17 protein-coding genes and 1 riboswitch are annotated in these 12,673 nt (G+C 63.8%); of the genes, 10 read left to right on the top strand and 7 right to left on the bottom strand.

Annotated elements, in window-relative coordinates; genetic code table 11:
* Nucleotides 1-34 precede the first annotated feature (34 nt).
* On the top strand, nt 35-313 hold the full coding sequence (locus ACIA48_RS24385; RefSeq protein ID WP_396737625.1) for a dsRBD fold-containing protein: 279 nt from the start codon (nt 35-37) through the stop codon (nt 311-313).
* Between the two features lie 10 nt (nt 314-323).
* Here the strand turns inward: ACIA48_RS24385 and ACIA48_RS24390 are convergent, their stop codons facing one another.
* The 4 genes from ACIA48_RS24390 to ACIA48_RS24405 form a co-directional block, all read right to left on the bottom strand.
* Complete coding sequence (locus tag ACIA48_RS24390) at nt 324-1,433, bottom strand: NAD-dependent epimerase/dehydratase family protein (RefSeq protein ID WP_396737628.1); 1,110 nt, start codon at nt 1,431-1,433, stop codon at nt 324-326.
* A 63-nt stretch (nt 1,434-1,496) separates the two neighbouring features.
* Entirely contained in the window at nt 1,497-1,709 is a 213-nt protein-coding gene (locus tag ACIA48_RS24395; RefSeq protein WP_396737630.1) for an exodeoxyribonuclease VII small subunit, read from the bottom strand.
* Nucleotides 1,696-2,946 carry an exodeoxyribonuclease VII large subunit gene (gene xseA, locus ACIA48_RS24400; RefSeq protein WP_396737633.1) on the bottom strand — a complete coding sequence of 417 codons (1,251 nt, stop codon included), beginning with the start codon at nt 2,944-2,946 and terminating at the stop codon, nt 1,696-1,698. Before xseA ends, ACIA48_RS24395 begins: the two co-directional genes overlap by 14 nt.
* Nucleotides 2,943-3,509 (bottom strand): lipid droplet-associated protein, encoded by a 567-nt coding sequence (locus ACIA48_RS24405; protein ID WP_396737636.1) that lies wholly within the window; start codon nt 3,507-3,509, stop codon nt 2,943-2,945. The genes xseA and ACIA48_RS24405 overlap by 4 nt, the downstream gene beginning before the upstream one ends.
* Before the next feature lie 54 nt (nt 3,510-3,563).
* Here ACIA48_RS24405 and ACIA48_RS24410 point away from each other — a divergent pair, with 54 nt between their 5' ends.
* Nucleotides 3,564-4,565, top strand: coding sequence for a 4-hydroxy-3-methylbut-2-enyl diphosphate reductase (locus ACIA48_RS24410; protein WP_396737639.1), 1,002 nt, complete (start codon nt 3,564-3,566; stop codon nt 4,563-4,565).
* A gap of 4 nt (nt 4,566-4,569) precedes the next feature.
* Here ACIA48_RS24410 and ACIA48_RS24415 read toward each other — a convergent pair whose 3' ends face one another.
* On the bottom strand, nt 4,570-5,592 hold the full coding sequence (locus ACIA48_RS24415; RefSeq protein WP_396737641.1) for a DUF6542 domain-containing protein: 1,023 nt from the start codon (nt 5,590-5,592) through the stop codon (nt 4,570-4,572).
* Nucleotides 5,593-5,676: 84 nt separating this feature from the next.
* Here ACIA48_RS24415 and ychF point away from each other — a divergent pair, with 84 nt between their 5' ends.
* A complete protein-coding gene (ychF, locus tag ACIA48_RS24420; protein WP_396737643.1) occupies nt 5,677-6,750 on the top strand; it encodes a redox-regulated ATPase YchF in 1,074 nt (357 codons plus the stop codon).
* A gap of 34 nt (nt 6,751-6,784) precedes the next feature.
* Nucleotides 6,785-7,690 (top strand): alpha/beta fold hydrolase, encoded by a 906-nt coding sequence (locus ACIA48_RS24425; protein WP_396737646.1) that lies wholly within the window; start codon nt 6,785-6,787, stop codon nt 7,688-7,690.
* Between the two features lie 52 nt (nt 7,691-7,742).
* On the opposite strand, the gene ACIA48_RS24430 is transcribed toward ACIA48_RS24425, so the two are convergent.
* On the bottom strand, nt 7,743-8,147 hold the full coding sequence (locus ACIA48_RS24430; RefSeq protein WP_396737649.1) for a VOC family protein: 405 nt from the start codon (nt 8,145-8,147) through the stop codon (nt 7,743-7,745).
* 230 nt (nt 8,148-8,377) lie between these two features.
* Between ACIA48_RS24430 and ACIA48_RS24435 the strand changes: the two genes are divergently transcribed.
* From ACIA48_RS24435 to ACIA48_RS24460, 6 genes are all read left to right on the top strand, one after another.
* Nucleotides 8,378-8,932, top strand: coding sequence for a nitroreductase/quinone reductase family protein (locus tag ACIA48_RS24435; protein WP_396737653.1), 555 nt, complete (start codon nt 8,378-8,380; stop codon nt 8,930-8,932).
* A 175-nt stretch (nt 8,933-9,107) separates the two neighbouring features.
* Nucleotides 9,108-9,174, top strand: a riboswitch (guanidine-III (ykkC-III) riboswitch).
* Between the two features lie 9 nt (nt 9,175-9,183).
* On the top strand, nt 9,184-9,498 hold the full coding sequence (locus tag ACIA48_RS24440; protein ID WP_396737655.1) for a DMT family transporter: 315 nt from the start codon (nt 9,184-9,186) through the stop codon (nt 9,496-9,498).
* A gap of 140 nt (nt 9,499-9,638) precedes the next feature.
* Nucleotides 9,639-10,034 carry a VOC family protein gene (locus tag ACIA48_RS24445; protein ID WP_396737657.1) on the top strand — a complete coding sequence of 132 codons (396 nt, stop codon included), beginning with the start codon at nt 9,639-9,641 and terminating at the stop codon, nt 10,032-10,034.
* 616 nt (nt 10,035-10,650) lie between these two features.
* Nucleotides 10,651-10,962, top strand: coding sequence for a hypothetical protein (locus ACIA48_RS24450; RefSeq protein WP_396737659.1), 312 nt, complete (start codon nt 10,651-10,653; stop codon nt 10,960-10,962).
* A gap of 38 nt (nt 10,963-11,000) precedes the next feature.
* A complete protein-coding gene (locus ACIA48_RS24455) occupies nt 11,001-11,540 on the top strand; it encodes a putative immunity protein (RefSeq protein WP_396737661.1) in 540 nt (179 codons plus the stop codon).
* The gene (locus tag ACIA48_RS24460) at nt 11,537-12,283 is read left to right on the top strand and encodes an alpha/beta fold hydrolase (protein WP_396737664.1); all 747 of its coding nucleotides are present in this window, start codon (nt 11,537-11,539) and stop codon (nt 12,281-12,283) included. The genes ACIA48_RS24455 and ACIA48_RS24460 overlap by 4 nt, the downstream gene beginning before the upstream one ends.
* Here ACIA48_RS24460 and ACIA48_RS24465 read toward each other — a convergent pair whose 3' ends face one another.
* Entirely contained in the window at nt 12,284-12,577 is a 294-nt protein-coding gene (locus tag ACIA48_RS24465; RefSeq protein WP_396737667.1) for a hypothetical protein, read from the bottom strand. It lies immediately after the preceding gene.
* Nucleotides 12,578-12,673 lie beyond the last annotated feature (96 nt).

Raw genomic sequence — 12,673 nt, forward strand, 5'->3', positions numbered from 1 at the left:
AGTCTGTACGTAGAAGGTGGAGGGTGGACCAAATATGTACGACAGAGATCTGACCAACATTTGGCGAATCGAGATCCGGTTCGACGAGGACGAGACCCATACGCATGCCACCGTCCGTCTCGATCTCGACGACGGCGACAGCATGACCGCGGTTGGGGACGCCTTCCGTAATCCCAAGGACCTCAGTCAGCCGATGATCGGCGAGGAGATCGCCGCGGCGCGTGCCCTGATCGCTCTAGGGACCGACCTTCTGCACCGCGCAGGAGGACGGATCGAGGCGGTCACACGTCACCCGGTCCATCTGGTCAGCTGACCTCAGGGGTTCAGCCCTCGGGCGGCGCTCCTGCGACACTGACCGCCGGCGCCGTGCCTTCGTTCTTCATCTGGTGGAACAGGTCGACGTAGTACGGCAGGCACTCCTTCATCGCCTGATCGGTGGTGAACAGCGGCTCGTAGCCGAGGTCACGCTTCGCCTTGGCGATGGAGAAGTAGTTGTCGAGGTAGAGCCGCTCCACGCCAAGGGGCTCGATCATCGGCTTGGGGATTCCGAACTTGAAGTGGAACCACTGCCACACCGTCATCGCGAACCACACCAGTCGGCCGGGCACGCGGATCTTTGGATACTTCTGGCCGCACGCCTCCACCACGGGGCGGGAGAACTCGAACATGTTGATCGGCTCGCCGTCGTTGATGAAGTACGCCTGCCCAGGCGCGGATCCGCCGGGCACCAGATGCTGGGCGGCGAGGATGAAACCGTGAATCAGGTTGTGCACGTATGAGTTGTCGAGCTTGACGTTCTTCCCGCCGACGAGCACCTTGACGTGGCCGGCGAGCACGCTCTCGAACACCTTGCGGAACATCGTCTGGTCGCCACGGCCCCAGATACCGCTGGGCCGGATCGAACAGGTGAGCAGACCGCCTTCGCCGTTCTGCGCCAGCACGAACTTCTCCGCCACAACCTTGGTCTCGGTGTAGAGGTCGTTGAACCGCTCGGTGTACGGCAGGGTTTCATCGCCGCCGGAGATCTTCTTGCCGCCCATGACGACGCTGTTGGACGCCGTGTAGACGAAGCGCTTCACCCCAGCCGCCTGCGCGGCGTGCACGAGGTTCTTGGTGCCGGTGACGTTCACCGAGAAGCTGCGCTGGCGGTATTCCTCGGTGACCGACGCGCCGCCCATCAGGTCGATGATCGCCGCGGTGTGGAAGACGGTGTCGATGCCCGCGACCGCGGCCGCGACGGTTTCCTCGTCGCAGATATCGCCCTCGATGACCTGCAGCCGCGGATGCGCGGGCAGGGGAGAAGGGGCGCGATCGAACGAGCGGACCTCGTGTCCACGCTCGAGCAGTTCGCTCACCAGGTTGGCGCCGACGAATCCGGAGCCCCCGGTGACAAGTACGCGGCCGATGTCGGTGGTCAACGTTGCATCACCCATGCCGGGAAGCCTAACTGAAACGTGTTACAGTTTCGACCCCCTTGGCGGGAAGTCATTCCGAACTCAACTATCTTCGGGGTCCTTTGCGGCCAGCGCGTCCTCTACTCGCTTACGGGCTCCGGCTAGGTGCTCTTCGCATCGTTTAGCCAGTTCTTCGCCTCTTTCCCACAGCTTCAGCGAGGCGTCCAGGTCCAGTCCGCCCTGCTCCAACTGCTGTACCACCGCGATGAGCTCATCTCGCGCTTGTTCGTACCCCAGCTGACTAATGGGCTTCATTTGATGTCCCTTCTGGGCCGTCGCTAACAGCTGTGATCGCGCCGTCGGCCACCCGGACCCGCAGCCGGACGCCGGACGGGGCGCCGGCGGTGGTTCGCAGCACGGCCGCATCGGGCAGGGTCTGCACCACCGCGTAACCGCGCGCCAGCGTCGCCGCCGGTCCCAGTGTGGCCAGCCGTGCCGACAGGTGCTCGACCCGGTCGGCCTCGACGGCCACCAGGCGGGCGATGTCGCGACGGGCCGCGGAGCGGGCGCGGTGCACCTCTTCGGAGCGTGCGGTCAGGGCAGCCAGCGGCGCGGCGAGTACCGGCCGATTGCGCCAGTGGTCCAGCTGCTGCTGTTCGCGGTGCACCCAGTTGCGTAGCGCGCGACCGGCGCGTCGGCACAGATCCCGGACACCGGCCTGTTCTGCGGCGGCGTCGGGAACGATGCGTTTGGCCGCATCGGTCGGCGTTGCCGCGCGTATGTCGGCGACCAGATCGCACAGTGGATTGTCGGGTTCATGGCCGATGGCGCTCACGACCGGCGTTGTGCACCTGGAGATTTCACGGCACAGCGTCTCGTCGTAGAAGGGCAGCAGTGCGTCGATGTCGCCGCCGCCGCGGGCGATCACGATCACGTCGACGTCGGGGTCGGCGTCCAACTCGCGTAGCGCTTCGACGACCTGAGACACGGTGTTGGGGCCCTGTACCGCGCTATTGCGAATTGCGAACCGCACTGCGGGCCAACGATTCTGCGCGACGGAGACGACGTCGCGTTCGGCGGCCGAGGCCCGTCCGGTAATCAGCCCTACGGTGTTCGGCAGGAAAGGCAGCGGTCTTTTGAGGCGCGGATCGAACAGACCCTCGGCCTCGAGCAGTTTGCGCAGACGCTCGATGCGCTCGAGCAATTCGCCAAGGCCCACAGCGCGAATCTCGCTGACCCGCAACGAGACTGTACCCCGTGCGGTGTGAAAGGCGAGCTTGCCGAACATGATGACCTGCACACCCTCGGCCAATTCGACCGGTGCGTTCTCGACCAGATCCCGCGGGCACACCACGGACAGCGACATGTCGGCGGCTGGGTCGCGCAACATGATGAACGCGACCGTGGGCCGCAGGTTCAGCTGGGCGATTTGGCCCTCGACCCAGACGGTGCCGAGCTTGTCGATGTACTTCGCGACGCGGGTGGAGACCGCGCGAACGGGCCAGGGGTTGTCGGGAGACTTACCCGGCTCGGCGTCCGTCGGGGCCGTCACTTCGCGGTCGCGCGAGTGATCCTGTTGGAGATCAGCGTCTGGAAGGGTGCGCGCGCCTTGGAGGCCTCCTCGTAGGCGAGCAGGGCCTCGAGGTCCGCGACCCGCAGCGTCGTCAGGCGCGCGCGCAGCTGGGCCAGGGTCAGCGACTCGTATTCGAGCTCCTCGACGATCTCGGGCACGCTCTCCGACGATGTCCGGACGATCGGCTCGGGCTCGGAATTCTTGTCGGTGTCGGGTTCGCCGCCGGTGAAGAGCGCGAAACGACCCTCGGTGAGACGTTCTCGATCGACTATCGGCGTCGCCGCCGGCGCGTCTTCGAGGTCTTCGTCGAAGGTGGCCCACTCGGGCTGCTCGTCCTTGGGCGGAAAGAGCGAGTCAAGGGTCTCGTCGCCCTTGATGACCAGGTCAGCGACGTCTTGCTGCATCTTCATCACGAGATGCGCGAGCTGACTGACCACGGTCATCGGGTACGTGAGGATGGTCTGCGGAATTTTTCGGGTTTCCTCCATGGCGGTCACTGCCGCCCCCACCAGCAGACGGACCCCATACGGTGCAGTTGCCATGGGCTCCACCCTACGGTTGGCCAGTTGAGCCCGCGTGTCAGTACCCTTGGAAACATGCCGCCGACTATCAATATGGGGATCCCGGGCGCTTCGAGCTCGGTGACCGGTGGCGTCACGGGCAAGCGGGTGCTGCTAGCCGAGCCGCGCGGGTACTGTGCCGGGGTCGACCGCGCCGTCGAGACCGTGGAACGCGCACTCGAGAAGCACGGCGCGCCGGTGTACGTGCGCCACGAGATCGTCCACAACGTCCACGTCGTGGAGACGCTGGCCAAGGCGGGTGCGATCTTCGTCGACGAGACCGATGAGGTGCCCGAGGGCGCCATCGTGGTGTTCTCCGCCCACGGGGTGGCCCCGACGGTGCATCAGAATGCCGCTGAGCGCAATTTGAAGGTCATCGACGCGACCTGTCCGTTGGTGACCAAGGTGCACAACGAGGCCAAACGTTTCGCCCGCGACGACTTCGACATTCTGCTGATCGGCCACGAAGGCCACGAAGAGGTCGTCGGCACCGCAGGCGAGGCACCTGACCACGTGCAGCTGGTCGACGGTCCTGATTCCGTGGCCAACGTCACGATCCGCGACGAGAACAAGGTCATCTGGCTGTCGCAGACCACGCTGAGCGTGGACGAGACGATGGAGACCGTGCGTCGGCTGCGGGAACGATTCCCGACGCTGCAGGATCCGCCCAGCGACGACATCTGCTATGCCACCCAGAATCGTCAGGTCGCGGTCAAGGCCATGGCGCCGGAATGCGAGCTCGTGATCGTCGTTGGGTCACGCAACTCGTCGAACTCCGTGCGGTTGGTGGAGGTCGCGCTGAACGCGGGTTCCGACGCCGCCTACCTGGTCGACTACGCCGAGGACATCGACCCGGCCTGGCTCGGCGGTGTGACGACCGTCGGCGTGACGTCGGGCGCGTCGGTGCCGGAACTGCTGGTGCGCGGGGTGCTCGAGCGTCTTGCGGAGTACGGCTACGACACCGTGCAGCCGGTCACGACAGCCAACGAGACCTTGGTTTTCGCTCTGCCACGGGAGATCCGTCCGGCCCGCGTCTAGCGAGTCAGATGTCGTACTCCCAGCTTTCTACGGCCCGGTCCCGCGCTGACCGCGGTGGCCGGCGGTACTGCGCGTAGTCGTCACCGTCTTCGGTCGCCCGGTAGCGCACGCGCGATATCGGGTGATGGCTGCCGTTTCCATTGGTGTGCGCGGGGGGCGGCTCGCCGTCGTCGTAGCGGCGCCGACGCTCGGGGCGCTCGTAGCCGGAGCGGCGCTCGGGGGGCGGCGTCGCCCTGCGCTGGCTCGACCCCGATCGGGGCTTGCGGCGGGGCGGTTCCATGGGCGGCTCGGCCTGCCTGCTGGGGCGCGGACGGCGTGGCCGGTCCCCGGGCTCGGGGTAGTCCGTCTCGGGAGGTCGTGCGTGCCTGGATCGCGACGGCGTCGTGCGGCTGGCAGGCCTGCCGCTGCGGCCCGACGTCCGGCCGGAACGCTCCGCGGCGGTTCGACGGCGCGGCGGCTCGTCAGCGTCGTCGGCCTTGTCTTTGGTGCCGAGACCGGCCAACAGCGCGGACACCTTGGCGCTCACCGCCGCTACCAGTCCGCCGCCCTCGCTCGTGTCGTTCTTGTCCGTCGCGGCGGGCACGCCCCGGCGTGCGGACATCCCGGTGTACCAGCGGGCCATCCCGATGAGCAGCACCACCGCGGAGGTGAAGAACATCAGCGGGAAGCGTTCGATCAGCGGGTAGGCGCAATTGATCAGTGTGTCTTTGAAATTCGACAGCTGACTGTCAGTGAACACGAAGTATGCGGCGGGTACGGCGCCGAACAACAGCAGCGGTGGCTGGATGACGGCGGTGAAGATGCCTGTCTGGCGCACCGCCAGCACCGCGAAGATGCAGCCGATCACGTACGTGCCGGCAAACACGGAGGTCAGTTCCTTGGCGCCCGAACCGGCGTCATAGGCGAATCCGACCGCCATCAGTGTCGCGGCGATGAGCACCGCGCCCCACCAGGGGACACCTGGGATATTGGGGTGCACAGAACGATGGTCGGCCGTAACGGCCGACCTCGCGCGCTGTGCTGACACACGTTGACCGTACCGGCTATTGGTTAGAGAGGCTGTCAGCGTGGTTCCGGCGAGCGCGTCACAGTCTCTTAGACTGTCGTCCCTGTGAGCCTCAATCTCGGAATCGTGGGACTGCCGAACGTCGGTAAGTCGACGCTGTTCAATGCGCTGACGCGGAACGACGTGCTGGCGGCGAACTACCCGTTCGCGACGATCGAGCCGAACGAGGGTGTCGTCCCGTTGCCCGATCCGCGGCTCACGGAGCTCGCGAAGATGTTTGACTCTGAAAAGATCGTCCATGCGCCGGTCACGTTCGTCGATATCGCCGGAATAGTCAAAGGCGCGTCCGAAGGCGCGGGTCTGGGCAACAAGTTCCTGGCCAACATTCGCGAGAGCGATGCGATCTGTCAGGTGGTCCGGGTTTTCACCGACGACGACGTCGCGCACGTCGATGGCCGTATCGACCCGAAGTCCGACATCGAGGTGATCGAGACCGAGTTGATCCTCGCCGACATGCAGACCCTGGAGCGTGCGCTGCCGCGCCTGGAGAAGGAAGCGCGGACGCACAAGGATCGTCGTCCGGTGTACGACGCGGCGGTGGCGGCGCAGGAGATCCTCAACGGCGGCACAACGTTGTTCGGTGCGCGCTTTGATTCGGCGGTGTTGCGAGAGCTGAATCTGCTGACGACCAAACCGTTTCTGTACGTGTTCAATGCCGACGAGGGTGTGCTCACCGACGACGCCCGGGTCGCGGCGTTGCGGGAGATGGTGGCGCCTGCGGACGCGGTGTTCCTCGACGCCAAGATCGAAGCGGAACTGCAGGAACTCGACGACGAGTCGGCCGCCGAGTTGTTGGAGTCGATCGGTCAGACCGAGCGTGGCTTGGATGCGTTGGCGCGGGCGGGTTTTCACACGCTTCGGCTGCAGACGTATCTGACCGCCGGCCCAAAAGAGGCGCGCGCGTGGACGATTCACCAGGGCGACACGGCGCCGAAGGCGGCTGGGGTGATCCACACCGATTTCGAGAAGGGCTTCATCAAGGCTGAGATCGTCTCGTATGACGACCTGATCGAGGCCGGGTCGATGGCTGCGGCGAAGGCTGCGGGCAAGGTCCGGATGGAGGGGAAGGACTACGTTATGGCCGACGGCGACGTGGTGGAGTTCCGCTTCAACGTCTGAAGTAAGCAGTAGCTCGTAGCAGGCAGGTGTGAACATGGCCAGGCTTTCGAAGTTCCGTTCTGACGACGCGCGTGCCGCCTACCTCCGCCTGTATGACGCGGCGCTTTCGGACAGCCCAATCCACATCACGGAATCGGACGTTGAGACATCGTTTGGAAGCACCCATGTGCTTCACGCGGGAGACCGGTCGAAGCCGTCCGTTGTGACGCTCCATGGGTCGTCGATCAGCTCCACGTCCTGGGTGCCGCTCCTTGGGGCTCTCACTGCCAGCCATAGCGTGACCATGATCGATGTGATTGACGAAGCAGGAAAGAGCATCGCTGCGAAGCCCACCAAGTCGATCACTGACATCGTGACTTGGCTCGATGAAACTATGCGTGCCCTGGATGTTCAGCGGTCGTCGTTTGTGGCCGCTTCGCGTGGCACGTGGATATCCGCCCACTACGCGACTGTGTTCCCCGAAAAGGTGGAGCGCTTGGCGCTGTTGTGTCCAGTTGGCATCGCGGGCGGAATGAGTCCGAGCTTCATGGTCCGAGGACTCGCGCCATTGGTTCTGCCACTCAAGGAAAGACATGTCTGGCGGGTGCTTGACACCATGGTGGTGCCTGAGAACCGCAAACTGTTGCGCCAACAGCCATGGATGCCGTCTATGCATCAATTCGTCTGCGGTGCAATAAATTTCAAGATGTCTTTCAGGAACGCTCAGCCTCGACCATGGCCATTACGAAGCGATTGCGATCTCTATCGACTCAAGACGATTCCTGTGTTGGCTGTCATCGGCAGAGACGAGTCGGCGCTCAACGGCCCGAAGTCCGCCGGCATGCTGCGCGAGTCGCTACCGAATGCACGGATCGAGGTCGTCGACGACGCGAACCACATGGTGATGGTGGACCAAGCCGCAGCTGTCCAGAAACTGCTCGTCGAGTTCCTCGGTGAGTGAACTGAGGGCTGACCTCTCGAGAGTTCCGACGGCGACGTGGTCGAGTTCCGCTTCAACCTTTGACCGATTCCGGCTCAACGTCTGATGATTGGTTCTCGAAGTACTGGACCAAGCAGAATTCGTGTCCTTCGGGATCGAGCATCACAAGGACCGCTCCCTCGTCGTGGTCGTTGCGGATGCCCGTCCACCGTCCGCCAACGGCCTCGACTTGGTCGCGGCCCGCTTCGACGTCGTCTACTTGCACGTCCAGATGAATGCGGACCTTGGTGACCTTCGGTTCGGGTACGCGCTGGAAGGTCAGTCGGGGAAACCGTCCCGAGCGCGAGCCCACCGTCGCCCAGTTCGGATCATCCCCATGCTCGCTTGAAGCTGGAATGCCTAGCAGTGCGGCCCAGAATGCCGACATCCGAATGGGATCGGCGCAATCGATCGTCACTCCAGACCAGCGGTTTGCCATCGTGCTTCTCTCCTCTGGATTTTTGCAACACTCCGGCAGATCCTTGCACCGCACCGGCAAAGATGGGATCCGGCGGCTATCGCCGACGTTTATCCGCGACGAAATGTGGTGGAGTTCCGCTTCAACATCTAGTGGTAAAGGCCGGCGGACACTGATCGACTGAGGCATCCGTCTGCTGACGAGTAGGGAAATACTGCGACGTCCTTGCAGCCTGCTTCTAAAATCAGCCGATGGACGAGTCGGGGGACAAACTCCAAGGGATCCCGCGTGTCGATCTGCAGAGTCGCGGGCAGTGGCGACGAAGACTGTGGTGGTGGCTGGGCGGTCCCATCGTCCTCAGTAAGGCTGCTATGACTCGCGTCTGGCCGAAGATCAACCGTTTCGAGGCGCCACTGATCAAGGCCACCGGCGGACGGTTGAAGCTGAGCGCCAATTTGCCGATGGTCGTGCTGACTTCGGTGGGTGCCCGTAGCGGCGAACACCGAGAGGTTCCGATTGCCTACTTCACTGACGGTGATGACGTGATACTCATTGCGTCGAACTACGGAGGCAGCCGGCATCCGGCGTGGTATCACAACCTGCGCGCTCACCCCGAATGTGAGTTGCACATCGGCCCTCGGGGCGGTTCGTTCCTCGCAACGGAAGCCGTCGGGGCCGACCGAGACCGCCTCTACGAGCTCGCCACTGACCGGCTCAGCAACGTTTTCGCGTTGCACGACAAGCGAAGTGGTGAAGCACGGACGATCCCGGTCATGCGGTTGACGCCTCGAGACGAAGCACGCTAGCGCTCGCGGTCTGACGCCGGATCACATTGTCATTCTGCGAGCCTCACTACGCACATATATCCACCGCGAAGCTCTCAGGCTGACACTGCGTACGCGGCAGACGTTTATCAGCGCGGATTTCCCGATGGTGACCAGCCTGACATTGCCACCTACCTCCCGTTGTGAGAACTTCGTAACAGAGCCTTAACAACTGGCTTCCGGACGATGGGCGCCGTACCCGGTGTGCGACAAGACGGCCCGAGGGAAGCGTCATGTCTTGGGTAATACTCGCAGTCTCCGGTGTCCTCGAAGCGGTGTGGGCAACAGCGTTGGGTAAGTCTGAAGGCTTCAGCAAGCTGCCGCCGAGCATCGTGTTCTTGGTCGCGATCGTCGCCAGCATGGCGGGGTTGGCGTACGCCATGCGGGACTTGCCGGCCGGGACCGCCTATGCCATATGGGTGGGAATCGGTGCGGTGCTCACCGTCGGTTACGCGATGGCCACCGGTGAGGACGCGGCATCACTGCTCAAAGCGGTGTACTTGGTGATGATCGTCGGGGGCGTGGTGGGGCTCAAGCTCGCCCATTGACGCCGCCCGAACGTTGACTCTGCGGTGAGGCCGCCGTGCCTCGGCGCGTCGCCGGCGTAGGCGCAGAGTCAACGGCGATGAGTTTGGCCGATCCGGTAAGTCGTCATCTCCAGACAGAGATCATCAACGGAAGGAACACAGTGAGCGACAACGCCGAAACCATCCGGACCACACGAATCCAGTCGATCTCGATCCAGGTGTCCGACCAGGACAGGGCAAAGCAGTACTACTGCGATGTCCTCGGCTTCGAACTGTTGACAGACCAGGTGTTGTGGCCGGGCGCCCGCCTCCTCGAAGTTGGCCTGCCCGGCTCGGATGTCACTCTGCTTCTCCTCAGTGATAACGGCGAGATTCCGATCGGCGTCCGGATGGGAGTGGCCGACGCCGATGCCGCCCACCGCGTCGTCAGGCGCCACGATCCATCGGTTCGCGAGGAAGTGCTCCGCCTGGACTTCGCGCCACCGATGTTCGAGTTCACCGATCCTGATGGCAACACGCTTGTCTACCTAGAGGATTCGCCATCTCAGAGTGACTGATGACCGCCCAATCGCACTGGCGACGCCACGGAGTTTCGTTTTCCACGTCGAGGACTGCTGCCAGATAAGCGCCCGTCCACCGTCGGGGTTTCGGCGTTGACGCAGCATGCGCCCATGAGTGTTTCAACCGGCTGCACTCGGGAATATTCAATGGCACCCGCCAAAGGGGCTCAAGGATGCTCAGCAAGAGCAAACTGCAAGAGTTGAAAGAGCTAGAAATGCTATCTAGTGCACATCGAAATTCAGCAAATAGGCGAGCGCAAGCGCTGATGTATTCGGAATGCAATCCCAGTCACAAATACATTCAGCAGTGCCCCGAATGCGGCCAGATTCACGAAACGCAGCATCGCGACGACGTGCATTGCATTCAATGCAAGTAGCGCCATTCCGCAGGATCGCCGGCGGCCTGAGCCTGCACTCCAGAGGCCATAAACAGCACCGTCAAATTGGAATCGATCCGATTTGTTTCATTCGCTGTGTGGATAATTGCAAATTCACAAATACGGCCTAGAATAGGCTTGCCTGCATAGATTTCTGTTGTCTTCGCGACACGCCAGGAGGACACTGAAAGCGGCCCGAGACGGACCGAATTATCCCTTAATCAAGGAGGCCGAAAATGGCCATTGTCTCGTTGGTGACGGTCCACCCAAACCCTGGCGCTGGCTGGGACGATGTGCAGAAGCAACTCAAGAAGGCGAACGACCTCTCGCGCAAGCACGGCGCCGAGAACGTCACGACGCTGGTGACGATGCTCGGAGGAGACGCGACGAACACCATCGCCATCCTCTCCAGCGCCGCGGACTGGGCGAAGTTCGGCCAGCTCCAAGAGGCCCTCATGGGCGATCCAGAGATGCAGGCCCTCATGGTCGAGAGCTCGCAGATCGCCACCTGGCAGACGTACGTTAGCCAAACCATCCCCGACCTCTGACACCCGACGTCGCTGCTTAGCGGTGCTACAGTCGTTGCGTGGCAGGCGATTTCGAGCTGACCGCCGACGAGCTGCGTGAGGTGGCCCGCTACGTCGCAGAGGCCGCCAACGACGTGCTCCCGCACTTTGAGCGCGTCATGCCCGACGATGATCGTCCGCGCGCAGCCATCGAGGCGGCGTGGACGTTCATCAACGGTGCGCCGAGGGCACGGCTTCAGCGCGTGACCGCGATGGACGCGCATCGTTGCGCGAGTGCCGCTCCCACCGAGATCGCCCGCTTGGCCGCACAGGCTGCCGGAGACGCAGCCGCCGCTGCCTACCTGCACCCGATCGCGCGGGAGCACCAAGTCGGGCACATCCTTCGCGCCGCGGCGAACGCTGCTCGCATCGCCGAGATCGAGGCCGGCGACGATCCTGACGTGGGTGTCGCGTTCATCGAACGGGCCCGCGTCCGGGCGACGCCGACCCTGATCGACGTGCTGCGCAGATACCCCATCGCACGTACCGGCAAGAGCCGCGCGGCACAGCTCATGTCGGCGCTGGACGCGTCACTGCGCGTGCGAGGATGCCGACCATGACCATTGTTCTGGTGCACGGCAATCCGGAGACCGACGCGCTCTGGGGTCCACTCGTGGACGCCCTCGGGCGTGACGACGTCGTGCGGCTGTCACCACCAGGGTTCGGTGTCCCGCTGCCCGATGGGTTCTCGGCGACCTACCTCGCCTACCGCGACTGGCTCGAAGACGAGCTCGAAAAGTTCGACGGGCCGATCGACCTCGTCGGGCACGACTTCGGCGGCATCCACGTGGTCAACGCGATGATGCACCGCCCTGAGCTCGTCCGCAGCTGGGTCAGCGACGTCCTCGGGATCTTTGACACCGACTACATGTGGCATGACTTGGCACAGGTGTGGCAGACACCCGGCGAGGGTGAGGAGATGGTCGCCACCTTCCTCGGTGGTACTGCCGAGGAACGCGCCGCCGCCTACGCCCTCGGCGGCATGCCGATTGACGTCGGCACCGAGATCGCGGCGGGCCAGGATCCGGACCTGGGCCGGGCCATCCTGCTGCTCTATCGCTCGGCGGCGCAGCCGGCGATGGCGCACGCCGGTCGGGACCTGGAGAACGCGGCGGCTCGGCCGGGACTGTCCATGCTGGCCACGGAGGACACCTACGTTGGGTCCGTCGAGATACGCCGCCGCGCCGCCGATCGGGCCGGCGCACGGACCGAGACCCTCGAGGGGCTGGGGCATTGGTGGATGGTCGAGGATCCCGCCAGAAGCGCGAAGATCCTCAACCAATTCTGGGATGGACTCGACTAGTCAGAAGTCGCGCGGTTCCATCAGGGAGATGCCGAGGATCGCGGCGAGCAATCCGAAGATGGTGATCGCGGACAGCAGATCGCCCCATTGGAAGGGGTAGAGCTCACCGTCGATCGACAACACCAGCACCGTTTCGATCACGCCGAACAATACGAAGAAAGCAACCAAGGTGCTACGAGAAACCTTGCGGTGCAATGCGGTACGCCGCAGTTCGATGATGAGCGTGAGCAGGAGCAACGGCAGGATTTGCGCGAGCGCGGAAGCCGTCGGGCCATCCATCACCACGATTGTCATGCGCTTGCTCCGCCCGTTGCTTGCCGACGCTATCAAGCCAGACGGCTTCACCCAGCGATCGCCCGCGGCGTGTTCGAACCCCGGCTATCGTGACCA

This window comes from Mycobacterium sp. NPDC051804 (assembly GCF_044452905.1).
In the GTDB taxonomy this organism is placed as follows: domain Bacteria; phylum Actinomycetota; class Actinomycetes; order Mycobacteriales; family Mycobacteriaceae; genus Mycobacterium.